Genomic DNA, 23,928 nt, shown 5'->3' on the forward strand with positions numbered 1-23,928 from the left:
CGTGATCTACCTGGACGCCGCCGCCAGCACCCCGGTCCGCCGCGAGGTGCTGGAAGCCATGTGGCCGTACCTGGCCGGGGAATTCGGCAACCCGTCCAGCCACCACTCGCTGGGGGACGCCGCGTCCGCCGCGCTCGCCGGCGCCCGGGAGGCAACGGCCAAGGCCCTCGGCTGCCGGCCGGGGGAGGTCGTCTTCACCTCCGGCGGTACCGAGGCGGACAACCTCGCCGTCAAGGGCATCGCACTGGCCCGGCGGGCCGCCGACCGGCGCCTGGACCGGGTGGTGGTCAGCGCCGTCGAGCACCCGGCCGTGGAGGAATCCGCCCGGTACCTCGAACGGGTCCATGGCTTTGCCGTCGACGTGGTGCCGGTGGACCGTCACGGGCAGGTTACCGAGGCGGCGCTCGCGGCTGTCCTGCGGCCCGAAACTGCCCTGGTCAGCATCATGTACGCCAACAACGAGGTCGGCACGGTGCAGCCCGTGGCCCGGCTGGCCGCAATGGCGCACGCGCACGGCGTTCCGCTGCACACCGACGCGGTGCAGGCCGCGGGCTGGCTGCCGCTGGACACCCGGGCGCTGGGGGTGGACGCCCTGAGCCTTTCCGGGCACAAACTGGGTGCCCCGAAGGGCTGCGGCGCGCTGATCGTCCGCGGCCGGACCCGGCTGGAGCCGCTGCTCCACGGCGGCGGGCAGGAACGCGGCCGGCGCTCGGGGACAGGGAACGTTGCGGCCGCAGTCGCCCTGGCCACCGCCCTGGGCCTGGCGGGAAGCGGTCAGCCGGATGCGGCGGCCCGGGTGGCCGCGCTCCGGGATGAGTTCATCCGCGCCGTCGTGGCCGCCGTGCCTGGAGCCCTGCCCACCGGCCACCCGGTGGAGCGGCTGCCGTCGGTGGCGTCCTTCTGTTTCCCCGGCATCAGCGGCGAATCCGTGCTGCTGGAACTGGAGCGGCGCGGGATCATCTGCTCCAGCGGCTCGGCCTGCGCCGCCGGTTCCGACGAGCCGTCCCCGGTGCTCCTGGCGATGGGGATCAGCGCTGAGGTCGCCCAGACCGCCGTGCGCTTCAGCTTTGACGCCAACGTCACCGCCGCCGACCTGGACCAGGCGGCGGCAGCCGTGCGCGGCGCCGTCGGCAGCGTCCGCACCCTCGGTGCCTGAACCGGGCTAGCGGTGCCGGGCGCGGCGGAAGATCCAGTGCCGCAGCAGGGTGAACCGGACCGCGGTGGCCAGGAAGCCGGAGAGTGTCGTGGTCCAGAGTTCGTCGGCCACGGTGGCGTCCGGGTTGATCCAGTGCAGGACGCCGAGGCTGCCGCCGGTGATCAGCAGCGCCACGAGGATCACGATCAGGCCATTAAGGTGGTCGCGCTTCATCCGGTGCCGCTCGGTGATCTTGAATGTGAGCCGCCGGTTCAGCGCCGTGTTCATCAGCGAGGTGAGGACCAGGGCGACGGCGTTGGCCGGCTGGGCACCGATCCAGGGCCGCAGGAACGCGTACAGGGCCAGCGAGGTAACGGTGCAGACGACGCCGACGCCGGTGAAGCGCAGGAGTTGCCGGACCACCGGGTAGCGCAGGACGCCCCGGTGCCGCAGGCGCCCCGGAACGGACCGCGGGCGGGTCTGCTCCTGTTGAAGCTGCGACTCCATCCGGTCAGTACAGCTCGCCGACGGGCATCTCGACGGCCAGGCGGTTGGCGGGCCCCGCGAGCGGACAGGCCCACGCCTCGTTGTACGCGCAGGAGGGGTTGTAGGCGAAGTTGAAGTCCAGCACGAACGGCGCGTCCGGGCCGTGGCCTTCGACGCCGTGGAAGGCGCCCTTGATCGTGTCGATCAGGTAGCGGCCGGCGCCGTAGCTGCCGCCCGGCTGGCCGGCGGTGGCGTCACGGAACGGCACAAAGATGCCGCCGCCGTAGCCGTTGAGCTTCCAGACCGCCAGCTGCCCCAGCTCCGGCAGGTCGAAGGTGCCGAGCCGGACGAACCGGACCACGCCGTCTGTTCCGGTTTCAACGTTCATCTCCCGCCCTGCGCCCTCCTTGGTGAGCGGGACGTGGAAGCGGTAGATGGGGTCGTAGTCGGCCGTCTTGAGGCCGCCGAAGTTCGCCTTGGCTTCCTCGGTCAGCGGAGAGGCGGGGTGGGTGCCGAACATCCGGTCCCGCTCCTGGCGCCAGTACGCGTGCGCTTCGGCCGGGTTGTCCGCGGCGATCTTCCGCACGGCGGCGTAGAGGGCGAAAGTCCGGAGCCGCCAGTCGGCGATGTCGACGGCGGACATCTTGCCGAGGCTCCCGCTGGGGTCCGTTGCGTCCAAGTCCTGTTCGGCCATCCCCCCAGCCTAGCCGGGTTTACGCCCTGCCCGCCGCGGCCCGCCCGGCGCAGGCCGCCGGGACGTCTCGTGCGGGCTTCCCCGACGTCCGGTGCGGGCACCTGAAGTGCCGTGGCGCGGCGGCATGGTCCCGTCGCGGCGCCGGGCTACGCTTTGTCCATGACTGGGACGGTTCTTCCCCGCGGGCTCAGGTTTACCGCGGCGCTGGCACTCACGGCGGCTGCGCTCGCTGGCTGCAGCGGCGACGGCAACGGCACGCCGGTCTGGACGGCGGGAACGCCCGCCGCAAGTCCGACGTCGGACGCGGCCGGGGGTTCCACGGCGGGCACCGGCGCTGCGGCGTCCGGGACCCCCTCCGCCACGGCGGGGACGGCTGCGCCCGGAGCGACCGCGTCGGCCTGGAAGACCTATTCGGATCCCGGGAAGACCGTCAGCTTCGACCTGCCGCAGGACTGGATCGCCCAGTCGGTGGCTCCGGCGGCCGGCACGCTGCCGGGTGCGCTGAGGGTTGAGGTCAAGGACGCGGAGGGCAGGTACCTGGCGACCCTGCAGACCGGCCTGCGGCCGCAGCCGGCCGGCGCCTGCAAGACCGCAGCGGCCAAACCGTATGTGGTGGTCAGCAGCGTTCCGGTAGAGCTGCCGCACCGCGGCGGGGAGGGAACCATCGAGCCGCACGTGGTCTACCGCGTCATCCAGGGCTACAAGTATTTCGGCTCCTACGGCATCACCAACGTGGTCGGCGGCGCGGCCGGAAAGGCCTGCGCGCTGCGGAACATCGTCCGCGGCACGGAAGCCGCCGGGGACTACTCCTTCGGCGACCTGGTGGAACTCAAGGCCTTCGCCCCGGACCAGAAGGTCGCCCCGGCCAAGGCCTTCGACACGCTGGACCAGGCCGACAAATACGTCAACCAGGGCTCCGAATTCGCCAATGTCCAGCGGATGCTAATGTCGCTGAAGATCAAAAACTAGTCCAGCCGCGCCGCCCCTGGCGTCCCGGCAGACCGCCGAAGCCGCTGCCCGATCCAGCGGCTTCGCCAGCACCCCCGGAGATTCATGGAACGCATTGTGACCGCACGCCTGGCCTTCAAAACGGTGGCCAACACCAAGGTCGCGATGGCCGTCGCCGTGGCCCGGAATCCCGGCTACAGCGGCTTCGAGGAGTCGCTGTCCGTGACGGCTGAAGGCACCGACGTGCCGCTGACCGAACTCGCCGACCACCACGGCGGCCGTTTCCACTACATGGAGTTCGCCGAGCCCACGGAGGTACTCGTGGACTACAGCGCCACCGTCACCGGCTTTGCGGCGCCCGAGGAGCCCGGACTGATGGAACTCATCCGGTATGTCCGGCCCAGCCGCTATGCCGAGTCGGACCGGTTGCTCCCGACGGCGTACGCCGAGTTCGGCGGCCTGGCCGGCGCGGAGCTGCTGCACGCGGTCCGGAACTGGGTCTTCAGCGAGCTGCGGTACGTCAGCGGCTCCTCGCGGGGGACCGACGGCGCCGTGGAGACCCTGCTGCACCGGCGCGGTGTCTGCCGGGACTTCGCCCACCTGGCCATCTCGCTGCTGCGGTCCAAGAACGTCCCGGCCCGGCTGGCTGCCGTCTACGCGCCCGGGCTGAGCCCGATGGACTTCCATGCCGTCGCCGAGGCCCACATCGACGGCGCCTGGCACGTGATCGACCCGACGGGCCTGGCGCCCCGGGCCAGCATGCTGCGGATCACCGCCGGCCGGGACTCATCCGACACTGCGTTCCTGTCTACTGTCGGCGGCAGCCTGTCCCTCCGCGAGCTCAAGGTCACCGCCGTCGTCACGGGCGAGCTGCCCACAGAAGACCCGGCCGAGCTGGTCACCATCCGGTAGCCCGCCGGGCCGGTCCCCGGCCGGAATCCTACTCGGCGGTTCCCGTCGCCCCGGGAACGGACCTGCCCTGCACGGAGGCGCGGAGCTTCTCGGTCAGGCGCAGCAGTTCGCGTTGTTCCTCAGCCGTCAGTGCCGGCGCCACGAGTGCGGCGATGTCTCGGACATGCTCGCGGCCGATCTGCTTCTGCAGGTCCCGGCCGGCGTCGGTGAGCCGGACCAGGACGCCGCGGCCGTCGTCGGGCGCCGGACGGCGCTCCACGAGGCCGCGCTTTTCCAGCCGTTCCACCAGCCGGCTCAGGCTCGACTGGCTCAGCAGCACGTGGTCGTTCAGCTCATTCTGGCGGAGCCACCCGGACGGGCAGCCGGAGAGCGTGAACAGCACGTCGTACTCGTTGACCGCGAGGGACTTGAACGCCGGTCCGGACTGGAGCCGCCGCATCACGGCCACCTGCGCCCGGAACAGCGACTCCCAGGTCTGCGCCGCCAGGCGCACCGCGGCGCCCGGCGCCGCCGTCGGCGTTTCCGACGACGGCGCCGTGCCCGGCGTCGGAATCTGCGCCGCCGCTGCCTGGCCGTGTCCCGCGGGCATCACGCCTCCTGCGGGGCGGCCTCATGGGCTGCCAGCGATGCGGCCACTCGGCCCGCGTGGGTCGGCGGGGCGGGAACATGGGCCGGGGTCTTCTCGGCGTATTCCTTGCGGAGCACCGGCAGGACTTCCTCGCCGAACAGGTCCAGCTGCTCGAGGACGGTCTTCAACGGCAGGCCCGCATGGTCGATCAGGAACAGCTGGCGCTGGTAGTCGCCGAAGTGTTCCCGGAAGGTCAGGGTCTTCTCGATGACTTCCTGGGGGCTGCCGACGGTCAGCGGGGTCTGGGAGGTGAAGTCCTCCAGGGAGGGGCCGTGGCCGTAGACCGGGGCGTTGTCGAAGTACGGCCGGAACTCCTTGATGGCGTCCTGGGAGTTCTTCCGCATGAAGAACTGGCCGCCGAGGCCCACAATGGCCTGGTCTGCCTTGCCGTGGCCGTAGTGCTCGTACCGTTCGCGGTAGAGGCCGATCAGCTGCTGGTAGTGCTCCTTGGGCCAGAAGATGTTGTTGGCGAAGAAACCGTCGCCGTAGTAGGCGGCCACTTCGGCGATCTGCGGGGTGCGGATCGAGCCGTGCCAGACAAAGGGCGCGACGCCGTCGAGCGGCCGCGGCGTGGAGGTGAAGTTCTGCAGCGGGGTGCGGTGCTTCCCGGACCAGTTGACCGTGTCCTCGTCCCAGAGCCGGCGCAGCAGGGAGTAGTTCTCGATCGCGAGCTCGATGCCGTCCTGGATGTTTTTCCCGAACCACGGGTAGACCGGGGCGGTGTTGCCGCGGCCCAGGACAAGGTCAACCCTGCCGTCGGCGAGGTGCTGGAGCATGGCGAAGTCCTCGGCGATCTTCACCGGGTCGTTGGTGGTGATTAGCGTGGTGGCGGTGGAGAGGATGATCCGCTGTGTCTGCGCCGCGATGTACGCCAGCGTGGTGGTGGGGGAGGAGGAGAAGAATGGCCGGTTGTGGTGCTCGCCGATGGCGTAGACATCCATGCCGATCTCTTCGACCTTCTTCGCAATGGCAACGGAGGCCTTGATGCGCTCGTGTTCGGTGGGGGCGCGGCCCGTGGTGGGGTCGGTAGTGATGTCGCTGACGCTGAATACGCCGATCTGCATGGTGTTCCTTTCCGGGCCGGAGACTTCCGGTAACTGCTTCACTATAACCGATTTACATGCATTTGCATCTATCACCCTCTACAACGCGTTGCGCGTGGGATTATTCCGGCGCCGTCGGCCTTCAGCCTGGCCGCGCTGGGCCCGTACCCGTCGCCATCTCTACTGACCAGTGTTTGGGTCCCTGTCATGCCGACAATTGAGAGGTTCAACTCTGCGCCTACGAAATTGGCGCCTTTGGCCTTATTGCTCCCAGGGGCCGGATACACGGTTCAAGGGCCGTTGCTTTACTGGCCTGTACTCGCTCTGACTCGGGCGGGTTGGGACGTCTGGTCAATCAACTGGCACGCCGACGTCGGCGGCCCTGCACCAAGGGATACCCAGCACTTTGTTGAAGAGGCGGTCTCCCACGCGCTGCATGAGATGCCATGCGCCCCAAGTGCAGTAGTCGGCAAATCCCTCGGAACCTACGCGCTACCGTACTTCTTGGACTGGGAAGTTCAAGCCGCGTGGATAACGCCCATCCTCTCAGACGTCCGAATCGCCGAGGCGGCCCGCAAAGCGTCCGCCAGACACCTCTTCGTCGGTGGGACAGCGGACCCATCTTGGCGCCCGGAGGAAGTCTCGAGCTCCCACTCTGAGAAGGTCGTTGTCGAGGACGGAAACCACAGTCTCGAAGTGTCGGAAACGGATTGGCACCACTCAGCAACCGTTCAACTGGAAGTCCTTACAAGGCTGGTAGATCACCTAACGCGGTCCCGGTGAAGGACCGGCTTACGGACTCGTTGAGAAGTACGACGTTTCCCTGTTAGTCGAGCCAAGGAAAACCGGATCCCAACTGGACGTAGTGCCCACGGAGTCCGTCGTGCAAGAATCCCCGCATGGATGAGGACTAGCGGCACATGAGGGATGAACTGATGACCCTGGATGCCCTCCTGCGGGCGATGGATCGGCGTGATGAGGTCTTCCGGATGATTGAGGACTCAGAGAACGAGGACGAAGCAAGACGCAGGGTGGGCCAGTTGCTAGGTGTGGGTGAGTTGGGAAGCCGGGCGGTCCTCGACCTGCAAGTTTGAAGGCTCACCCGAGACCAGCGGCAGAGGCTCGCTTCCCGGGCGGCAGAAGTTGGGTCGCAGTTGCCTGTTGACCAATGAGGGCGACGGGGAAATCCGTCAGAGGGTGACGCGGTGTAACGTCCCGAGGTGAGAAACCGCTCAATAGGGCCGGCGCCCGTTCGCCATCCGGCCTACGGGCACCCAACTATCGAGAGCTAGTCTCTTAGTCATGGAAGACGAGCAAGTACTCAACGGGGGCAACGCCAGCGGCGTCGTTGTGCGTGTTGGGTCAACAGTCCGCAAACCATGGACCGACGCAACCCCGAGTGTTCTTGCGTTCATGACAGCAGTCCGGGAGGCGGGGGTCGATGTGCCTCTCGTACTTGGCCAAGACGAGCAGGGTAGACAAGTCACCGAGTTCATTCCCGGGCGACTCGCCCTCGATTCGGATCCGCTCACGCATTCGGAATTCGGCAGGGTAGGAGCGATGGTGCGGGCCATACATGACGCGAGCGAAGCATTCACGCCAGACCCCGGCGCGTCGTGGACCACGGCGATTCCCAGCCCCGGCGAAGAGCTAATCTGCCACAATGATCTTGCCCCGTGGAACCTGATCATCGGCGAACGTTGGACCTTCATCGACTGGGACGCTGCCGCTCCGAGCACAAGGTTATGGGACCTTGCCTACGCCGCCCAGGCGTTCACACTCTCCGATACCCAGCAGGCGCCCGAGGAATCGGCCAGGAATCTCGCGGCGTTCGTGGATGGCTATGAAGCGGACCATGTGTTGCGCGCCGACCTCCCCACAGCAATGCATCGTAAGGCTGCAGAGATGTACAACCTTCTGAGCACTTCCTATGAGACAGGTCAAGAGCCTTGGGGCACGATGTTTGCCAGCGGGCACGGCGACCACTGGAGAGCCGCGACTCAATACGCCGGTCAGCATCAGGCCATCTGGGCGGAAGCGCTCTTAGCGCCGACGCGTTGACGGACCGGCTGCCGAGCACCCGTCCGAGCTTTTGCTGGTGCCGTCCGCCCAATGCGGGGATTATGCCGACCGCCGCATTCGGCCTCGGAGCAGGACCAAGAGAATTGAAGTAACGACGGCGGCGGCGATGCCGCCCAGAAGATCAGACCAAAAGATGACAGGGAGCTTGGTCAGAACGAACAGAAGTTGCGTCAGTGCGCTCAGGCCGGCAGTCCCTGTGCCGGCTATCAGTAGTCTCGTCTTGTGATCCATGCCATCCCCAAAGGTGTGCTCGCAGTTACTCGCACCGCCAGAGTACGCGTAGGGGAATTCCTCCCTAATGCTCGGTCTTGATCTGTCCGGGCCCAGGGTGGCCCGGGGCCGCCGTCGGCGCCGCCCCGGGCGGCGAGCACGCCGTAGTACGCCGCCACTAGGACCAGCGCGATACCTACCCAGAGCGTGGTGGCGCTCAGCCAACCCCTTGATGAAGGAATACGCGTCCAGGACCACCCCGACTGGTCGAACTGCCGGCGGTTGCTCGGCGCTCGCTGAGACCCGGGACTCCCGGCCCGGGGTCAGCGCGCCGGCCGGTCGCCGCGCCACTGCTGCCACCGCCACGCATGCCAGAAGAGCAGGCAAAGGACGACGACGACCCCAACGAGGAGCGCATGCGGCGCAAACGTCATCGTGAGAAATAAGACAGTAGGCGGCCCTCCAAGCGGGCCGATGTTGAACGTCACGGTCGAGAGGATCGCTAAGCTGCCGACGACCAGTACCGCGGCCAGCAGCCACAGCAGGGCAATGAACGGGTTGATCGACCAGCGCGGGTCCGGGCGGTACGGCTCATGCTCCGCCTGGACGCCGGGATTCCCGCCCTCAGCTACTTCCCGAAAGCCGGTTGCGCTGGCTGATGACTGTTCCATGTTTCCCCCAATGAATTTGCAATCCGGTGTTCTACCGTAGGTCCACCCTAATGTCAGTCGTTTGTCCGGCTTGTCGTGAACGGTCACTCATTCGTGCCCGCGTAAAGGATGGTGATCGCGTTTCCCGGGTCCTGCAGGAGTTTGCTCACGGGGCCGCCGTCGTCCAGGAACAGGCCGGCGGTATTCGGTACGGAGCCAGCGCGGAACGGATCGGCCGCCTTCAGCAGGGTTTTGCGGTCGCTTGAGGGAATCTGCTTGGCGTTGAGTGCTTCGGCACCTTTAATGTCCCACGGCAGGTTCGCGAAACCGTCCGGGGCCCAGCCCAGTATGAGCCCCTGATAGTGCCCCGGGGCCCCCACGGAAATGATCTCCGCGTAGGAAGATGACCGGGGCCCCAGGTGAATCATCGCTGCGGTGGGTTCGATCCCGTCTGCTACAGATGCGTCCTTGTAGGTGAATTCTCCAAGTGCGCCAAGATCGTAAAGCCATCGAATATGCGGCTTGTACTGGTCGGACTCCATGGTGACCGCGAAGAACTTCAAGCTGTTCGCATCGAATATCGCACGGACGGTGTAGTAATCATCGCGGTAGATGTTTAGCAGCGGCTCGCCGGGTGTGCCCTGGCTGCAGGTGGATACTTTCGAGCAGAGGGGGTGGGATTCTCGCGGCACACCTAGTTTGCTGCTGACAAACTCGGCGGACTGTTCCAGAGCCAGCGAATCGATTGCTTCCTTCTGTGCTTGGAAAGCGTCGGGGGTGCTTTGAACAGCGGGCGTATCGCCCTGGGCCGGCGCGCTGGCCGGCGATGCGACAGCGGGTGACGTGCTTGCGGGCGACGCGCTCGGGGAATTGCACCCGCCCGCAACCGTCATCAGCAAGACTCCCAGGAAAGTGGCAACACTGCTCGTCCTGTACCTTCGGGTCGCCTCACGCATGCGGCTGCCCGAGTGGTCCTGATGTGCAGCTTCTCTGGTCATGACAACCTCGTGATTCTGGGTAGGCCACGAGTGGCCAGGAACGAGCGGACGCTGAAACAGCGAAGTGATCGAAGTACCCTGACCACGCCGGGTCCGCGGTCATGTACTGCCCGGGATATGGCCGCCCCCAATGAACGGCCATATCCGCGGGTGGCTGGAGGGAGCTACGGCCGCGATGGCGCCTCCGGGCGCGGCAGACCGCTCATGCCGCCTGCTTAAGGGCGGCCCGCGGACCGAGGCCGGTGCGGCGGGGCCGGTCGGTTCCCGGGCGCAGCCCGGACCTGATCAGAGCTTCGCGGGCGTCTGTCGACTCGTACCCGAGGAACGCGCCGTCGAGGACGATGTCGCAGTGGGGGAGGGCGCGTTCAGCCCGGTGGCGGAGGGCGAGCAGGCCTTGAAGGTTTCGGTTGGTCAGCGTTCCGACCGGGCGGATCGTAACAGTCGAGGCATCGAGGTCGACTGACACCGTGACGCCAAGTTTGCCGGTAGTCATAGATATGGATCTCTCTACGAACACGAACGGGCCGCGTCTTGACCCAAAAAGAAGGCTAATGCACCATTTCCGAACGCGGAAGTAACTTACGTCACTACTTTCCGGAAGTGGGTCCGCACGGCAACCGGTCCACCGCCGACGTCGATCCGGACCAGTCCCGCGCTGCCTGTGCGCCGCTTCTGCCATCTGTCGGGATCGGCAGGGCGGGGTGCATAGTTAGATATGGGACTGATGAGAGAGCCCGGGCTGAACGGGGATCAGCGGGGACCCTTCGCCGCAGAGGTGCAGGACCTGCTGCTGGAGACCCAGGACGTTGCCGACTTTCTCGACGAACTCGCCCGCTACGCCTCCGCCAATCTGTCTTCGGAGAATAACGAAGTGTTCTGCGGGATTACGCTGCTGCGTCCCGGCTCCGCCGGTACGGTGGCCAGCAGCGGCGAAAAGGCGCGCAGGCTCGACGAGTTGCAGTACCAACTCGATGAGGGGCCGTGCCTAATGGCCAGCAGGCGGCAATTGCTGGTCCACATTCCCGACCTAGCTGGCGATGACACCTTCCCTGCGTACAACGCTATAGCCACCGCCAATGGCATCCGCTCCATCCTCGCAGTGCCCTTCCATTTGCCGGACGACTCCGTCCGCGCTGGCATGAATCTCTATTCGGAAAGAGCCCATGCCTTCGACGGCGGTTCAGTGAACCGGGCGCAGGAGTTCGTCGCCCAGGCTTCCAAGGGCCTCAGGCTGGCGGTCCTGCTGGCCCAGCACAGTCAAACGGCGGAGAACCTCAGGCTGGCCATGAGTTCACGGACGGTCATCGACATGGCAGTCGGTGTCATCATTGCCCAGAACCGGTGCACTCAGCAGGAAGCCTTTTCACTCATCAAAGCTGCCTCGAACAACCGCAATTTGAAGCTTCGCGATGTCGCCGCTTCCATCGTGGAGTCCGCAGGCGGCGGCAAGGTCGCAACTCACTTCGGCTAGCCTCCCACTTCACGAAGGCTCATGCCCGACGTCGTGGGAGCGTCAGTGCCGAAGCGCGGGCGCCTCATCCGGCTCGTCGTCGCGCTCGGCCGTCTCCGGGGTCGACGCCGCGGGGCGCGCCCGGCGGCCGTGCGGGGCAGTGCCGCCGTCGGCCTTTCGCAGGGCCTTTCGCTCGCGCCGGCCCTCGACCAGCCGATACAGCACCGGCACGAGGATCAGGGTCAGGAGGGTCGAGGAGATGAGGCCGCCGATCACGACGATGGCGAGCGGCTGGGAGATGAAGCCGCCCCCGCCGGTCAGGCCAAGCGCCATCGGGGTCAGCGCAAACACGGTAGCCAGCGCGGTCATGAGGATGGGGCGGAGCCGCTGCCGGGCCCCGTGCGTGATCGCGTCCGCCACGTTCATCCCCGGCTGGCCGTTACGGGGCTGCCGGTACTGGTTGATCAGGTCGATCAGCACGATCGCGTTCGTCACCACGATGCCCACGAGCATGAGCATGCCGATCAGCGACGGCAGCCCCAGCGGGACCCGGGTCACCAGCAGCAGGCCGATAGCCCCGGTCGCGGCGAAGGGGATGGAAACCAGCAGGATCAGCGGCTGCACCAGGGACTTGAAGGTCGCCACCATGATCACGTACACAATCGCGATGGCGGCGAGCAGCGCGAGCCCCAACTGGCTGAACGACTCGGCCTGCTGCGTCGTGGCGCCGCCGATCTCGGCGGTGACGCCCGCCGGCAGTTGGACCGTGGCCAGCCGTGACTGGACCTCGGTGCTGACCGCCCCGAGGTTGCTGCCCGAGGGCGTGACGGACACGCGCGCGGTGCGCTGGCCGTTGCTGGCCGTGATGGACACCGGCACGTCCGCCTGTTCGACGGACGCGATCGAGGACAGCGGGACCGGGCCCCGCGCCGTCGGCAGCTTAAGGTCGCGGACCGCGTCGATGCTGGTGAACCGGGTCCCCTCACCGATCCGGACCGGGTAGTCGTTCGTGCCGATCCGGACGGTTCCGGCCGGAACCGGGCTGATGGTCGAGGCCAGGACGCCGGCGACCTGCTGCTCGTTCAGGCCGGCCGCGGTGGCCTTGGCCCGGTCCACCTTGACCTGGACCACAGGCTGGCTGGCGGCGAGGTTCGTGCTGACCTCGGTCGAGCCGGGCACACCCTCCATCGCCTTGACCATGGCGTCGCTGGCGGTGCGCAGGTCATCGGACCGGGCGGCCTTGAGCGTGATGTCCACGGTCGACGTCGTCCCGAAGCCGCCCTGCTGCGAGCCGACCGTGATCTTGCCGGCGTCGGAAATTTTGGCCAGCTCGGCACGCACGGTGTCCTGCAGCTTGCCCTGGTTGGCCTTCTCCTCGGTCACCACGGTGAAGGTGGAGTTGGCCGCCCCGGTGGACTGCAGGGCGGAGAAACCGGTCTGGGCGTTGCCGGTGGTGACCTGGACATCCTTGATGCCGTCGATGCCGCGCAGCTTGGACTCGACCTTGATCGCGGCCGCGTTGCCCTCGGCCAGGCTGGTGCCGGCCGGGAGGCTCTGCCGCACCGTCATGCTGTTTTCGCCGGAGCGGCCCAGCAGATCGGTGGCGAGCAGAGGTGACATGGCGACCGTGCCGCCGAGGACCAGGACGGCGGCCACCAGCGTGATCACGGGGTGCCGCTGGGTGCCGCGGAGGACGGGCAGGTAGCCGCGCTGCAGGATGCTGCGCTGCTCGGCTTCGTGCGCCTTCGCGGCCGCCTCCGAGGCGGCTTCCGTCCGGTCACCCGCGGCGGCGGCCTTGTCCGCAGGGTTTCGCAGGAACCAGTACGCCAGCACCGGGACGATCGTCAGGGAGACCAGCAGCGAGGACACCAGCGCGATCGTGACGGTCAGGGCGAAGGGCCGGAACAACTCTCCGGCCAGCCCTGCGACGAATGCGATAGGCAGGAACACAGCGACCGTGGTGAGCGTGGACGCGGTGATCGCGCCGGCGACTTCACGGATGGAGGTCAGGATGGCGGTGATCTTCGCTTCGCCGTAGCTGAGGTGCCGCTTGATGTTCTCGATCACCACGATTGAGTCGTCGACCACCCGGCCGATCGCGATGGTCAGCGCGCCGAGGGTCAGGATGTTCAGGGAGTACCCGGTCACCGAAAGCCCGATGAAGGTGATCAGCAGGGACAGCGGGATGGATACCGCCGTGACCAGGGTCGAGCGCACGGAGAGCAGGAACAGCAGGATGACCGCTACGGCGAAGCCCAGGCCCAGGAGCCCCTCGGTGGTCAGGTCCTTGATGGATTTTTCGATGAACGGCGCCTGGTCGAACACGGGCGTGAACTTCGCGTCGGACCCCAGCTCCGCTTCCAGCTGCGGGATGGTGTCCTTGACCGCGTGGGAGATGCCCACGGTGTCGCCCTCGGGCTTCTTGGTGACCGAGACGGCGAGGGTCTCCTTGCCGTTAGTCCGGGTGATCGACGTGCGGGCGTCCTCGGCAAGGCTGACGTCCGCCACGCTGCCGATCGTTGCGGCGTCCCGGGCGCCGGAGAGCGGCAGGGCCTTGATCGCGTCAAGGGAGTCCACCGGGCTGCCGATCTGCAGCGACAGGGTCTTGCCCTTCTCCTCGATGCTGCCGGCCGGCACCAGGGAACCGTTGTTTTTCAGGGCGTCGGAGATGGAACCGATGGTGGCACCGCTGGCGGCCAGGTCCTGCGGCCGGGGGAGGATCTTGATGTGTTGGGTTGCGCCGCCGGTCACCTCGGCGCCGCGCACGCCGTCGAGCTTTTGCAGCCGCGGCACGCTGAGCCGGACCAGGTCCGCGTTCAGCTCACTCAGCGGCTTGTCCGAGGACACGGCGAGGAACACGATGGGGAAGTCGCTGATGCTGCCGGCGATCGCCTGCGGCTGGACGTCCTTCGGGAGCGACTGCTTGGCGTTGGAGATGGCCCGGTCGATCTGGTTCCGCGCCCGGTCCAGGTTGGACCCGTAGGTGAACGCCAGGGTGATCTGTGAGACGCCGTTGCGGGAGGTCGACGACGTCGACTCCAACCCTTCGACGCCGCGGAGCGCCGTCTCCAGCGGCCCGCTGACCTGCTTGTCCACGACTTCCGGGGAGGCCCCCGGCATCGAGGTGATGACCGTGATCTGCGGGAACTCGATGGACGGGATGAGCTCCTGCTTCAGCGAGGTCATCGTGATCACGCCGAACACCGACGCAAAAATGGTGATCAGCGCGATCAGCGCCCGGTTTGCTAGCGAGAGCTGGGCCAGCCGGAACATCTCATGAACTCCTGGGGTTAGCGGACGCTCGCCACGACGGAACGCCTCAATGGGACTAAACGTGCCGCAACCCGGCAGAGTTTCAGCGGCCGGCCGGGACCGGTTCCAGCTGCAGGGCCCGGGCCGTGTCGGCCTCGAGCTGGGCCGCGAGGTCCGGGTTCTCGTTGAGCTTGACGCCGTAGCCCGGCATCATCTCCTTGAGCTTGGACTGCCAGCCCTTGAAGTTCTTCGGGAAGGCCTTCTGCAGCAGCTCGATCATGATCGGCACGGCCGTGGAGGCGCCCGGGGACGCACCCAGCAGCGCGCCGATGGAGCCGTCGCGGCCGGCGATGACCTCGGTGCCGAACTGCAGCACGCCGCCCTTCTTCGGGTCCTTCTTGATGATCTGGACGCGCTGGCCGGCGGTGATCAGTTCCCAGTCGCCGTCCTTGGCCTCCGGGTAGTACTCGCGCAGGGCCTCGACCTTGGCGCCGTGCCGCTTGGCGACTTCCTTGACCAGGTAGGCGGTGAGGTCCATGTTGTCCTTCGCCACGGCCAGCATCGGGATGATGTTGGAGGGGCGGATCGACAGCGGCAGGTCCAGGTAGGAGCCGTTCTTCAGGAAGTTGGTGGAGAACCCGGCGTACGGGCCGAACAGCAGGCTGCGCTTGCCGTTGACGAACCGGGTGTCCAGGTGCGGGACGGACATCGGCGGGGCGCCCACGGAGGCCTGACCGTAGACCTTGGCGCTGTGCTGGGCGGCCAGGGTCTCGTCGGTGCAGCGGAAGAACTGGCCGGAGACGGGGAATCCGCCGTAGCCCTTGCTCTCCGGGATGCCGGAGGCCTGCAGCAGGTGCAGGGCACCGCCGCCGGCGCCGACAAAGACGAACTTCGCGTGGATCGAGCCGTGCTCGCCGGACCGCGGGTGCTTGAGCTCAAGGTCCCAGCCGCCGTCGGAGGCCCGCTTGATGCCGGTGACGTCGTGGCCGTAGTTGATTTCCACGCCGTTGTTGCCGAGGTAGCCGGTCAGTTCGCGGGTCAGGGCGCCGAAGTCGACGTCGGTGCCCTCAGCGGCGCGGGTGGCGGCGACGCGCTGCTTGGGGTCGCGGCCCTTGACGATCAGCGGGGCCCACTTGGCGATCTGGGCCTGGTCTTCGGAGTACTCCATCGAGCGGAACAGCGGGTTCGGCTTCAGCGCCTCGTAGCGGGTCCGCAGGAAGTTCACGTTCGCGTCCCCGACGACAAAGCTCATGTGCGGGACGGTGTTGATGAAGCCCTTGGGCGAGCCGATCAGCGAGTTGGTGACCAGGTGGGACCAGAACTGGCGGGAGAGCTGGAACTGCTCGTTGATATGCAGCGCCTTGGCCGGATCCACCGAGCCGTCCTTGGCTGCGGGGGAGTAGTTCAGCTCGCACAGGGCGGCGTGGCCGGTGCCGGCGTTGTTCCACGGGCCGGAGCTTTCCAGGCCCGGCTGGTCCAGCCGCTCGAAGAGGGAGATGGTCCAGTTCGGCTCAAGCTGCTTGAGGAATGCGCCGAGCGTGGCGCTCATGATGCCGCCGCCAATCAGGACGACGTCGGCATGTTGGGTCTTGGAAATGAAAGTCACGATCAGTCTCCGATAGCAGCGGCTCTGGCTGTCACAGAATATCCCTGCACCGCCCACTAACTGAAATTGGCCTGTTACGTCAAGGCTTTAGCTGGACGTTCGTGAAAACTTCGTTCAGCACCGGCGACGCCGGGTACTTCAGCACCCGGTCGGACAGGGCCAGCGCCGAGATCGGGAAGGCGATCGGCACCGCCGGCACCGACTCGGCGATCTGGGCGTTGATGGTCTGGTACTGCTCGGTCCGTTCCTTGCCGTCCGGCAGGCCCCGGGCCCGCAGGATCTTGGAGAACACCTGCGGATCCTGGTAGCCGAACTCGCCGGTCTTTTCGCCGAACAGCGGGCCGACAAAATTGTCCGGGTCCGCGTAGGAGCCGTTCCAGCCGAGCAGGTGGAGGGCGTGGTCGCCGGGGGAGGTGACCTTCTGCAGGTACCCGTCGGACCAGTCCACCGGCATGGGCTTGATGTTGAGCCCGACGGCTGTGAGCTGGCGGCTGATCTCGGCGTAGACCTTCTCCGGAGTCGGCAGGTAGGGGCGGGCGACGTTCAGCGGGTAGTAGAACTTGAGTTCTTCGCCCTTATACCCGGCGTCGGCCAGCAGTTTCTTGGCCTTGGCCTGGTCGTAGCCCAGGGACGGGGCGTTGTTATTGAAACCGCTCAGCTTCGGCGGCACAAACTGCGAGGCGGCCGAGGTGTTGTCGATGAAGAACTTCCGGATCAGGGTGTCCTTGTCCAGGGCCATCTCGATCGCCTGCCGGATCTTCAGGTCCCGCAGCACGGGCACCTGCTGGTTCATGCCCAGGTACATGACGGAGAACGGGTCGCGCTGGATGATCTGCTTGCCGCGCTTGACCAGCTGGTCGAAGTTGCCCACCGTGACCGAGTCGTAGGCGTCGATTTTGCCGTCCAGCAGCGCCTGCAACCGGGTCTGCGGGTGGTCGTAGCTGATGAAGTTGATCGTGGCGATCTGGCCGCGGTCGCCCCAGTAGCCCTTGTTGGTGTTCAGCGTGACGGTGTTGTTGTCCCACGAGCCGAAGACATAGGGTCCGGTGCCCACCGGGTGCAGGGCGTAGGCGGACACCGGCTGGCCCTCGCGGTTCTGGTTCAGCACGTCCGCCGAGCCGGCGGCCAGGGCGCGCGGCGAGGAGATCGCGAACGCGGGCAGGGTGAGCGCCTGGAGGAAACCGGTGAACGGCTGGGTCAGGTCGATCCGGACGCTGCCGGCGGAGAGTGCCTTGCAGTCCTTGTAGATGGACAGCGGGGCTTGGTCGGCGTGGGCCATGAACACGCCCTTGAAGCTGCTGCCCGGGGCCTGCTTGCGCAGTGCCGGGGAGAAGTTGAACCAACGCTTGAAGTTGGTGCACACGGCTGCGGCGTTGAACGCGGTGCCGTCCTGGAACTTGACCTTCTCCCGCAGGGTGAACGTGTAGGACCTGCCGTCCTCGCTCGTGGTCCACTCGGTGGCGAGCAACGGGGTGGGCTTGCCGCTGGTCTGGTCGACGCCGACCAGGCCTTCGAGGATCTGCCGGGTGATGCGGTAGGAGTCGACGTCGGAGACGAGTGCCGGGTCCAGGCCCAGCGGGCGCGAGGCGGTGCCGAAGGTGAAGGTGGCGGTGGGGCCGGCGGGGGTGGAGGCGGAGGAGGACGACGGCGTGGGGCCGGGGACTCCGGTGCAGGAGGCCAGCGGGAGCATGAGCAGGACCGCCCCGACGCCGGCGGCGATGCGGCGCACTGTGCTGCGGGGGCCGCTACTTCTGGGCGCGGGACTGCTGGGCACTGAAGGAATCACCTCTGGGAACTGGGCGGCCGCCGGCTGCGGCCAAAGCCCAGTCTAGTTGACCTGCCCGGTGAATCCCGGGGACACGGCGAAGGCCCGCACCGGGGGTGCGGGCCTTCGTTTTCTCCGGGGGACCCAGGGAGTCAGGCTGGATCCGTGACAGGAGGTCTAGGCAATGCCTACTTGGGCATCAGGACCGAATCGATCATGTAGACCGTGGCGTTGGCGGTCTTGACGCCACCGCACACGACGTTGGCGCCGTCGACCTTGAGCGCATCCTTGCTGCCGGTGACGGTCACCGAGCCGCCCTGGACGGTCTTGTGGGTGCCCACAATCTCGGCCGGGCTGACCTTGCCGGGAACAACGTGGTAGGTCAGGATCTTGCTCAGCAGGGCGTCGTCCGTCTTGAGCTTGTCAATGGTGGCGGCGTCGATCTTCTTGAACGCGTCATCCGTCGGCGCGAAGACCGTGAACTCGCTGCCGTTGAGGGTGTCCACCAGATTGACCTTGGGGTTGAGCTTGCCTGAAACGGCTGCGGTCAGGGTGGTCAGGATCGGGTTGTTGGAGGCGGCCGTGGCGACCGGGTCCAGGGCCATGCCGGCGACGGAGCCCTTGCCGTCGGGAACCTGGGCGGCGTAGGCCTCGCAGCCGGAGCCGACGAGGTCGGCGGCCGGGTCCATGGCTGCGGCGGAGGAGCTCATCGACGGCGACGGTGCCATGCTTGAGGCCATGCCGGATTCGGACGGTGCGGCGGCCGGCGCCGAGGAGCTGGAGCCGCTGGTGGAACCGCCGCAGGCGGTGAGGCTGAGCATGGCGGCGGCTGCGATACCTGCAACGGCGAAAGTCGTGCGCTTGATGGTCTGCATTTCGAATCTCCTTTGTTGTGCCGATTTCATTGCCGGCAGCGGCGCTCTTTGCCGCTGTGGCGTTTCTCCGACTGGTGGGCACCGACCCTTGGCTGGTGTCTCACTGGATATTCGGGTGTCCGGCGACAGGGGATGGGTGGAATATGAATTTCTTTTTCCCGGACCTCCGGCGCCCGCTGCCGGACCTGCTTCCGGGTTGCGGAATTCAAGCCCGCATAAGGGGACACAAAAAAGAACCCCGGTCCGAAGACCGGGGTTCTTTTCCAAAGTGCGCAAGGGGGGACTTGAACCCCCACGCCCGAAGGCACAGGAACCTAAATCCTGCGTGTCTGCCAATTTCACCACTCGCGCGCTGCGCCGTCGTCGGGGCCGAACGGGCCCCGTCAACGCACGCCAGCCACCATTCTACAGACCGTTGCCTGCCGGTCAGCCGGCCAGCTGCAGATCGCGGAGCAGCTTGGCGACGTGGCCGGTGGCGCGCACGTTGTACTGCGCCAGGGTGACCTTGCCGTCGGGGCGGACGACCACCGTGGACCGGATCAGGCCCTCGTAGGTGCGGCCGTAATTCTTCTTCTCACCCCACGCCGCGTAGGCCTCCGCCACGGCGTGGTCCGGATCGGACAGCAAGGGGAAGGTGAGCCCTTCGGCTGCGGCAAACGCGGCCAACTTGGCCACGGGGTCGGGGGAGATGCCGAGGACCTCGTAGCCGGCAGCCTGCAACGCAGTCAGGGAATCCCGGAAGTCGCAGGCCTGCTTGGTGCACCCGGGCGTGGCGGCGGCGGGATAGAAGTAGACCACGGTGTGGCGGCCGCGGAAGTCCCGCAGCGCTACCTCGTTGCCGGCCGCGTCCGGCAGCCGGAAGTCCGGCGCTTCGTCTCCGGGGACAAGTCGTTCGGGCATGTTCATCTCCTTGGGAAATCTGGGGAATCCCAGCCTACTTAGCACCGGCGGCGGCTCCGAATCGGACACTCGCTATACTCTTGGGTATGCCTGATATGGAACGCTGGCCAACCGGCCGCCTATTGTCGACGGCAGCACGCCTAGTTGAACACTCCTGGAACGAAAAACTGGGGGCGATCGGCCTGACCCACGCGGGGGTCATTGCGATGGAAGTGCTTTCCGCCCAAGGACCCATGACCCAAGCGCAACTGGCGCAACTGGTGAGGGTCCAAGCCCAGACCATGGGGAAAACCCTGAGCCGGCTCGAGGCCCATGGACACATTTCCCGGGAGCGCAGCCCCTCGGACCGCCGCAGCCACGTCGTCACCCTGACCGACCGCGGCCGCGAAGCGGTCGTCACGGCGGCCGACATGGAGCGGTCCGTTCTGGCGGCGGCGTCGATTGACCCGGACGCGCTTCGGCACGAGCTGAAGTCCGTGGTCCGCGAGCTGGCCAACCGGATCTCCACGACCGAGGCCAAGGCTATCGTCACCTCTGCGGACCCGGTGGCCGTGGCGCAAGCTGTGGCGGCTTCCGACGCCGGAGTTACTGCAGACGCCCTGTAGGCGTTTCCCTCCGACCCTCCCGGCCCCCGGGAAGCAAGTACTGACTACTGGTTTCGATAGCCGCGCGCTCGTGAAGCATGGGTTCATGACTCGATATGTCCTCGAAGCCAGATCTTTCGAACATCGCTGCCAGTGCTGCGGAGACTTGACCGTGGCCGTGTTCTGCGACGCCTGTGATCCCCACCCGGAACCGGTCGAAGCTGTGCGCTGACCCCTATGGCGTCCGGCGGCAGTCCGGCGTATGCCCGACCGGTTGCGTGTCCTTCCCCGTGCCGGGCACGGAGCGGAATTAGGATCGAGGCATGGATGCGCAGCTGACTGTTGAGCTGGAAGGGCAGACCTCGATCAACGAGCTGCTTGACGAGCCGGTCGGTGCTGCGCCGATTCAACTGGCACTGCCGATCCACTTCCAGCTCGCAACCGCCGAGCGCCGCTAGGACCCGCGCCCGATGCCCGCTCCTTCGACGGCCCGGCTATCGCCGTGCCGCCCCGGGTGGCGGTATGGCAGGAAGCGCCGGTCGGCCACGCAGCCAAAAGCGGGGAAGCTGGGGAGCGCCACCGCCGCGCTGGCGTTCATCCTTTGGGCAGTTCCGGCCGCTGCCACGCCGGCCCATGCCGGGCCCTGCGGGCCGGTGGTGCTGCTCCCGTTGCCCGGGTGCCAGGCTTCTCCCACGTCCACTACAGCGCCTCCACCCACGGCCAGGCCTTCGCCGTCGGTCGGAACGACCTCGCCCGCCCCTGCCCCGGCGCCGCCGCCCGGCGGCAGGCCGACGCAGGCGCCCGGGACAACGGCCGCGCCCAGCCCAGCAGTTCCGGCAGTAACCGTCAGCCCCTCCCGCACTGCCGTTCCGGCTTCGCCGCGCCCTGCCGCCACGAGCGCCGTCCCGGCCTCCGCAGCCCCTGGCACGTCGACCGTCGTCCCGGACGCGGGGGAGCCGCCGATCGCCGGATTGGACTCCACAGCGGCTGACACGGCGGACGCACGCTCCGGGAGTTCCGGCCTTACCGCCGCCGGCGGCGTGCTGCTGTCCCTGGGCGGGCTGCTCGTGGCGGCCGCCGGCGCCGTCGGACTTGGCCGGCACGCGCGCCCCTAAGCGCACCGTCGAAGGGCAAACTCGTCCGTCTGGCCTGCGGAGGGCAAACGCCTTCCTGTGGGCGGTTAAAGCAGAAACCCCGCCCGGCGGACTTTTCAGCCTGCCGAACGGGTTTTCTTGTGGTGCACCCCCCGGGACTCGAACCCGGAACCCATTGATTAAGAGTCAATTGCTCTGCCAGTTGAGCTAGAGGTGCAGTTGTTGTTTTCGTTCTCCCCGGGCTGTTTATTTCCCGCGGTGTTCTCCGCAACGACATGAAACTCTACACGAGATTTGGTGCAGTGTGAAATCGGGGCCCGGGCGTCGGCGTGTGGCTACCCGGGGAGCTCCAAAACCAGCGCAAAATCAGGGTTTTGGCCGTTGCTGAGGGCCCACAGCCGTCCGTCCGGGGCGAGCGAAACGTCGCGGATTCGGCCGTACTGCCGTGTGAAATAGGCCACAGGTTCGCCGGCGGTTTCGCCCCGCAGCGCGATCGTCCAGAGACGCTGCCCGCGGAGCGCCCCGAGGTAGGCGGTATCGCCGACGATCTCAAGGCCGCTCGGTGAGGAGTCCGCCGTCGACGGCCACACTGCTGCGGCGTCCCGGAACCTGCCCCGGTGCGGCGCCCCGGTCACCTCCGGCCAGCCATAGTTGCCGCCGGGCACGATCAGGTTGAGTTCGTCGTTGACGTCGGGGCCGAACTCGCTGGCCCACAGCCGCCCCGCACTGTCCCAGTCCAGTCCCTGGACGTTGCGGTGGCCCAGGCTGTACACCGGGTTGTTTCCGAAGGGGTTTCCGGGCGCCGGCTTGCCGTCCGCGGTAAGCCGCAGGATCTTGCCGCCGAGGGCGTCGCGGTCCTGCGGATCCCCGCTGCGGCGGGCGTCCCCGGTGCCGACGTAGAGGAACCCGTCCGGGCCGAAACGGATCCGGCCGCCGTTGTGGGTGGCTGCCTTGGGGATCCCGGAGAAGATCACCTTCGGGGCGCCCAGGTCCGGCACACCGTCCGGGCCCAGCCGAAAGCGCGCAATCCGGTTGTCGGACGCGGCGGTGAAGTAGGCGTACAGGTGGCGGCCGCTGCCGGTGCCGGGGGACAGTGCCAGTCCCAGCAGGCCGCCCTCGCCGCCGGGCACGACGCCGGGCACCTGGCCCACGGTGGTGGCCGCGCCCTGGGCGCCGGGGCGCACTGCCTTGAGGAGCGCGCTGTCCCGTTCGGAGATCAGTGCGGTGCCGTCGGGCAGGAAGACGATCGACCAGGGGATTGAAAGATTGGCGTTGATCCGCGCCACGACGCGTGGGGCCGTGGCGGATGGGCCCGGGGCCGACGGTCGCGGCGCGGACGGTCCGGAGGCGGGCGGCGCGGAAGTCGCCGGGCTGCCGGAAGAGGTACCCCCTTCGGTGGCCAGTGCACTGCCGGTGGCGGGTGGCGCGACGGGCGTGCCTGCCGTGCCGGTACAGCCCGAGACCGCGAGGGCCAGTGCAGCCGCCAGCGCCCCGGCCGCTGATGCTGCCGGGGCGCTTCGACGTGGCGTGTGCCCTCGCACTGGCCGGGACGCCGTCCGGCTAGAGGCGCGAACGGCGCGGGGGACGGAACCCTGCGGCCTCGGCGTGGGCTACGGACTCGAACCAGACCTCGGCGCGGGTTTCCTCGTAGGAGGGGCTGGTCTCATCGTGGTAAATCATCGACGAGGCGTTTCCCTTCACGGTGAAGCCTTCCGGTCCGCTTCCATCCGCAGCCGGGGCGGCCGAGCCCTCGCCGTAGGGCTGCTCGACGGCGAGGTGCCCGGCCGGTGCGGGTGCCTGGGCCGGCTCGGCACTGGGGGCAGGCTCGGCGGTGTGGGGCTCGGCGGTGCGGGGTTCCGCGTAATGGCTGGCAGATCCCTCGGTGGCGGCGGCCGAGGCGGCTGCCTGGGCGGTCTCAAGGTCGGCGGCCTCTGCCGCGGCGGATTCCGCGCCGGGAAGGGTCGGGGCGTGCGGACCGGTGTACTCGTCGTGGTGCACCGGGGCGGCGGCCGCTTCGGCGGTGCCGGCGGCGGTCCCGGCGGTTGCCTCGTGGCGCGGGTGGCCCGCGTGCGGGGCTTCATGGTGCGGTGCGGCGTGGGTGTCGGCCGGCGGCGTCTCGGACCACTGCGTTTCCCACTCGGTGTTCTCGGTGCCCGTTTTCTCGGTGACGCCGGCTTCGGCGATGCCGCCGTCACTCGCGGCGCCGGCAGCCGGCTCCTCACCGGTCGGCCGGGCCGCCGCAGCAGCAGCCTCGTCGTCGGCCGTCGTCGGCGGCACCGGTTCGGCGTTGCCGAATCCGGCGGCGGAGGGCATCCCGGTGGTGGCGGCCGCGGCGGCCGATGATGCGGCCGTCCCGCCGGACAGGGCGCCGTCGTGGCGTTCACCGCTGGCAGGAGCCTGGTCGGCGGACCTCTGCTGTGCGGAGGTCCCCGCGCCGCTGCGGGCGTTGTTGCGGTTCAGCAGCCACCACACGACGCCGACAATCACCACGATGACGATGAGCCAGGTAATCCAATCCATAGCGGAATCCTTCTGTCCAGGGGCAGGGTTGCCGTTGCTTGACGTTACGTCCGGCCCGACGGGGCTGTCCAGCGTTCCGGAACCGCCCCGTGTAGC

General features: G+C 67.6%; 23 protein-coding genes and 2 tRNA genes. 8 read left to right on the forward strand and 17 right to left on the reverse strand.

Annotation, left to right across the window (positions count from 1 at the left end; all coding sequences use genetic code 11):
- Nucleotide 1: 1 nt before the first annotated feature.
- Entirely contained in the window at nucleotides 2-1,156 is a 1,155-nt protein-coding gene (locus tag ASG71_RS08650) for a cysteine desulfurase family protein (protein ID WP_056738226.1), read from the forward strand.
- 6 nt (nucleotides 1,157-1,162) lie between these two features.
- Here ASG71_RS08650 and ASG71_RS08655 read toward each other — a convergent pair whose 3' ends face one another.
- Complete coding sequence (locus ASG71_RS08655; protein ID WP_056738227.1) at nucleotides 1,163-1,642, reverse strand: GtrA family protein; 480 nt, start codon at nucleotides 1,640-1,642, stop codon at nucleotides 1,163-1,165.
- Nucleotides 1,643-1,646: 4 nt separating this feature from the next.
- Entirely contained in the window at nucleotides 1,647-2,315 is a 669-nt protein-coding gene (locus tag ASG71_RS08660) for a DUF1684 domain-containing protein (RefSeq protein WP_056738228.1), read from the reverse strand.
- 159 nt (nucleotides 2,316-2,474) lie between these two features.
- On the opposite strand from ASG71_RS08660, the gene ASG71_RS08665 reads away from it, so the two are divergent.
- Together ASG71_RS08665 and ASG71_RS08670 are read left to right on the forward strand one after the other, a co-directional pair.
- Nucleotides 2,475-3,284, forward strand: a complete 810-nt coding sequence (locus ASG71_RS08665) for a hypothetical protein (RefSeq protein ID WP_056738229.1) — start codon at nucleotides 2,475-2,477, stop codon at nucleotides 3,282-3,284.
- Between the two features lie 84 nt (nucleotides 3,285-3,368).
- A complete protein-coding gene (locus ASG71_RS08670) occupies nucleotides 3,369-4,175 on the forward strand; it encodes a transglutaminase-like domain-containing protein (protein WP_056738230.1) in 807 nt (268 codons plus the stop codon).
- 28 nt (nucleotides 4,176-4,203) lie between these two features.
- Here the strand turns inward: ASG71_RS08670 and ASG71_RS08675 are convergent, their stop codons facing one another.
- Together ASG71_RS08675 and ASG71_RS08680 are read right to left on the reverse strand one after the other, a co-directional pair.
- Nucleotides 4,204-4,764 (reverse strand): MarR family winged helix-turn-helix transcriptional regulator, encoded by a 561-nt coding sequence (locus tag ASG71_RS08675; RefSeq protein WP_082574970.1) that lies wholly within the window; start codon nucleotides 4,762-4,764, stop codon nucleotides 4,204-4,206.
- Entirely contained in the window at nucleotides 4,764-5,867 is a 1,104-nt protein-coding gene (locus ASG71_RS08680) for an LLM class flavin-dependent oxidoreductase (RefSeq protein ID WP_056738231.1), read from the reverse strand. The genes ASG71_RS08675 and ASG71_RS08680 overlap by 1 nt, the downstream gene beginning before the upstream one ends.
- A 914-nt stretch (nucleotides 5,868-6,781) precedes the next feature.
- Here ASG71_RS08680 and ASG71_RS16915 point away from each other — a divergent pair.
- Nucleotides 6,782-6,940: a hypothetical protein gene (locus tag ASG71_RS16915; protein WP_235563957.1), complete on the forward strand. Its 159-nt coding sequence runs from the start codon at nucleotides 6,782-6,784 to the stop codon at nucleotides 6,938-6,940.
- A gap of 208 nt (nucleotides 6,941-7,148) precedes the next feature.
- A complete protein-coding gene (locus ASG71_RS08690; RefSeq protein ID WP_056738232.1) occupies nucleotides 7,149-7,907 on the forward strand; it encodes a phosphotransferase in 759 nt (252 codons plus the stop codon).
- A gap of 554 nt (nucleotides 7,908-8,461) precedes the next feature.
- On the opposite strand, the gene ASG71_RS08695 is transcribed toward ASG71_RS08690, so the two are convergent.
- From ASG71_RS08695 to ASG71_RS08705, 3 genes are all read right to left on the reverse strand, one after another.
- Entirely contained in the window at nucleotides 8,462-8,809 is a 348-nt protein-coding gene (locus tag ASG71_RS08695) for a hypothetical protein (protein ID WP_056738233.1), read from the reverse strand.
- A gap of 83 nt (nucleotides 8,810-8,892) precedes the next feature.
- A complete protein-coding gene (locus tag ASG71_RS08700; RefSeq protein ID WP_157366305.1) occupies nucleotides 8,893-9,786 on the reverse strand; it encodes an ETEC_3214 domain-containing protein in 894 nt (297 codons plus the stop codon).
- Between the two features lie 202 nt (nucleotides 9,787-9,988).
- A complete protein-coding gene (locus ASG71_RS08705) occupies nucleotides 9,989-10,279 on the reverse strand; it encodes a hypothetical protein (RefSeq protein ID WP_056738235.1) in 291 nt (96 codons plus the stop codon).
- 282 nt (nucleotides 10,280-10,561) lie between these two features.
- Between ASG71_RS08705 and ASG71_RS08710 the strand changes: the two genes are divergently transcribed.
- Nucleotides 10,562-11,257 carry a GAF and ANTAR domain-containing protein gene (locus tag ASG71_RS08710; RefSeq protein ID WP_321164501.1) on the forward strand — a complete coding sequence of 232 codons (696 nt, stop codon included), beginning with the start codon at nucleotides 10,562-10,564 and terminating at the stop codon, nucleotides 11,255-11,257.
- A gap of 42 nt (nucleotides 11,258-11,299) precedes the next feature.
- On the opposite strand, the gene ASG71_RS08715 is transcribed toward ASG71_RS08710, so the two are convergent.
- From ASG71_RS08715 to bcp, 6 genes are all read right to left on the reverse strand, one after another.
- Complete coding sequence (locus ASG71_RS08715) at nucleotides 11,300-14,509, reverse strand: efflux RND transporter permease subunit (protein ID WP_056738236.1); 3,210 nt, start codon at nucleotides 14,507-14,509, stop codon at nucleotides 11,300-11,302.
- Between the two features lie 82 nt (nucleotides 14,510-14,591).
- Nucleotides 14,592-16,094, reverse strand: a complete 1,503-nt coding sequence (locus tag ASG71_RS08720; RefSeq protein WP_056738237.1) for a malate:quinone oxidoreductase — start codon at nucleotides 16,092-16,094, stop codon at nucleotides 14,592-14,594.
- A 79-nt stretch (nucleotides 16,095-16,173) separates the two neighbouring features.
- Nucleotides 16,174-17,784, reverse strand: a complete 1,611-nt coding sequence (locus ASG71_RS08725; RefSeq protein ID WP_200947973.1) for an ABC transporter substrate-binding protein — start codon at nucleotides 17,782-17,784, stop codon at nucleotides 16,174-16,176.
- Between the two features lie 263 nt (nucleotides 17,785-18,047).
- Nucleotides 18,048-18,734, reverse strand: a complete 687-nt coding sequence (locus ASG71_RS08730; RefSeq protein WP_056738238.1) for a fasciclin domain-containing protein — start codon at nucleotides 18,732-18,734, stop codon at nucleotides 18,048-18,050.
- A gap of 269 nt (nucleotides 18,735-19,003) precedes the next feature.
- Nucleotides 19,004-19,085: transfer RNA gene (locus ASG71_RS08735), tRNA-Leu, on the reverse strand.
- A 75-nt stretch (nucleotides 19,086-19,160) separates the two neighbouring features.
- On the reverse strand, nucleotides 19,161-19,634 hold the full coding sequence (gene bcp, locus ASG71_RS08740) for a thioredoxin-dependent thiol peroxidase (RefSeq protein ID WP_056738239.1): 474 nt from the start codon (nucleotides 19,632-19,634) through the stop codon (nucleotides 19,161-19,163).
- A gap of 95 nt (nucleotides 19,635-19,729) precedes the next feature.
- Between bcp and ASG71_RS08745 the strand changes: the two genes are divergently transcribed.
- Together ASG71_RS08745 and ASG71_RS17110 are read left to right on the forward strand one after the other, a co-directional pair.
- Nucleotides 19,730-20,239 carry a MarR family winged helix-turn-helix transcriptional regulator gene (locus ASG71_RS08745; protein ID WP_082574972.1) on the forward strand — a complete coding sequence of 170 codons (510 nt, stop codon included), beginning with the start codon at nucleotides 19,730-19,732 and terminating at the stop codon, nucleotides 20,237-20,239.
- 302 nt (nucleotides 20,240-20,541) lie between these two features.
- Entirely contained in the window at nucleotides 20,542-20,676 is a 135-nt protein-coding gene (locus ASG71_RS17110) for a hypothetical protein (protein WP_268760374.1), read from the forward strand.
- On the opposite strand, the gene ASG71_RS08750 is transcribed toward ASG71_RS17110, so the two are convergent.
- The 4 genes from ASG71_RS08750 to ASG71_RS08765 form a co-directional block, all read right to left on the reverse strand.
- Nucleotides 20,673-21,212: a hypothetical protein gene (locus tag ASG71_RS08750; RefSeq protein WP_157366307.1), complete on the reverse strand. Its 540-nt coding sequence runs from the start codon at nucleotides 21,210-21,212 to the stop codon at nucleotides 20,673-20,675. The two genes, ASG71_RS17110 and ASG71_RS08750, sit on opposite strands and share 4 nt — an antisense overlap.
- A 241-nt stretch (nucleotides 21,213-21,453) precedes the next feature.
- Nucleotides 21,454-21,529 (reverse strand) — tRNA-Lys (locus ASG71_RS08755).
- A 118-nt stretch (nucleotides 21,530-21,647) separates the two neighbouring features.
- On the reverse strand, nucleotides 21,648-22,799 hold the full coding sequence (locus tag ASG71_RS08760) for a PQQ-dependent sugar dehydrogenase (protein ID WP_414826664.1): 1,152 nt from the start codon (nucleotides 22,797-22,799) through the stop codon (nucleotides 21,648-21,650).
- Between the two features lie 73 nt (nucleotides 22,800-22,872).
- Nucleotides 22,873-23,832, reverse strand: a complete 960-nt coding sequence (locus tag ASG71_RS08765) for a hypothetical protein (RefSeq protein WP_056738242.1) — start codon at nucleotides 23,830-23,832, stop codon at nucleotides 22,873-22,875.
- Between the last annotated feature and the right edge of the window lie 96 nt (nucleotides 23,833-23,928).

Origin of the sequence: Arthrobacter sp. Soil763, assembly GCF_001428365.1 — a bacterium.
Taxonomy (GTDB): domain Bacteria; phylum Actinomycetota; class Actinomycetes; order Actinomycetales; family Micrococcaceae; genus Arthrobacter.

Bases quoted from the DNA above. Each gene is read 5' to 3' on its own strand.
- ASG71_RS08665 (WP_056738229.1), top strand. From the start codon at position 2,475: ATGACTGGGACGGTTCTTCCCCGCGGGCTCAGGTTTACCGCGGCGCTG.
- ASG71_RS08695 (WP_056738233.1), bottom strand. From the start codon at position 8,809: ATGGAACAGTCATCAGCCAGCGCAACCGGCTTTCGGGAAGTAGCTGAG.
- ASG71_RS08700 (WP_157366305.1), bottom strand. From the start codon at position 9,786: ATGACCAGAGAAGCTGCACATCAGGACCACTCGGGCAGCCGCATGCGT.
- ASG71_RS08715 (WP_056738236.1), bottom strand. From the start codon at position 14,509: ATGTTCCGGCTGGCCCAGCTCTCGCTAGCAAACCGGGCGCTGATCGCG.
- ASG71_RS17110 (WP_268760374.1), top strand. From the start codon at position 20,542: ATGGATGCGCAGCTGACTGTTGAGCTGGAAGGGCAGACCTCGATCAAC.
- ASG71_RS08675 (WP_082574970.1), bottom strand. From the start codon at position 4,764: ATGCCCGCGGGACACGGCCAGGCAGCGGCGGCGCAGATTCCGACGCCG.
- bcp (WP_056738239.1), bottom strand. From the start codon at position 19,634: ATGCCCGAACGACTTGTCCCCGGAGACGAAGCGCCGGACTTCCGGCTG.
- ASG71_RS08680 (WP_056738231.1), bottom strand. From the start codon at position 5,867: ATGCAGATCGGCGTATTCAGCGTCAGCGACATCACTACCGACCCCACC.
- ASG71_RS08725 (WP_200947973.1), bottom strand. From the start codon at position 17,784: ATGCTCCCGCTGGCCTCCTGCACCGGAGTCCCCGGCCCCACGCCGTCG.
- ASG71_RS08730 (WP_056738238.1), bottom strand. From the start codon at position 18,734: ATGCAGACCATCAAGCGCACGACTTTCGCCGTTGCAGGTATCGCAGCC.
- ASG71_RS08690 (WP_056738232.1), top strand. From the start codon at position 7,149: ATGGAAGACGAGCAAGTACTCAACGGGGGCAACGCCAGCGGCGTCGTT.
- ASG71_RS08655 (WP_056738227.1), bottom strand. From the start codon at position 1,642: ATGGAGTCGCAGCTTCAACAGGAGCAGACCCGCCCGCGGTCCGTTCCG.
- ASG71_RS08705 (WP_056738235.1), bottom strand. From the start codon at position 10,279: ATGACTACCGGCAAACTTGGCGTCACGGTGTCAGTCGACCTCGATGCC.
- ASG71_RS08660 (WP_056738228.1), bottom strand. From the start codon at position 2,315: ATGGCCGAACAGGACTTGGACGCAACGGACCCCAGCGGGAGCCTCGGC.
- ASG71_RS08745 (WP_082574972.1), top strand. From the start codon at position 19,730: ATGGAACGCTGGCCAACCGGCCGCCTATTGTCGACGGCAGCACGCCTA.
- ASG71_RS08670 (WP_056738230.1), top strand. From the start codon at position 3,369: ATGGAACGCATTGTGACCGCACGCCTGGCCTTCAAAACGGTGGCCAAC.
- ASG71_RS08765 (WP_056738242.1), bottom strand. From the start codon at position 23,832: ATGGATTGGATTACCTGGCTCATCGTCATCGTGGTGATTGTCGGCGTC.
- ASG71_RS16915 (WP_235563957.1), top strand. From the start codon at position 6,782: ATGACCCTGGATGCCCTCCTGCGGGCGATGGATCGGCGTGATGAGGTC.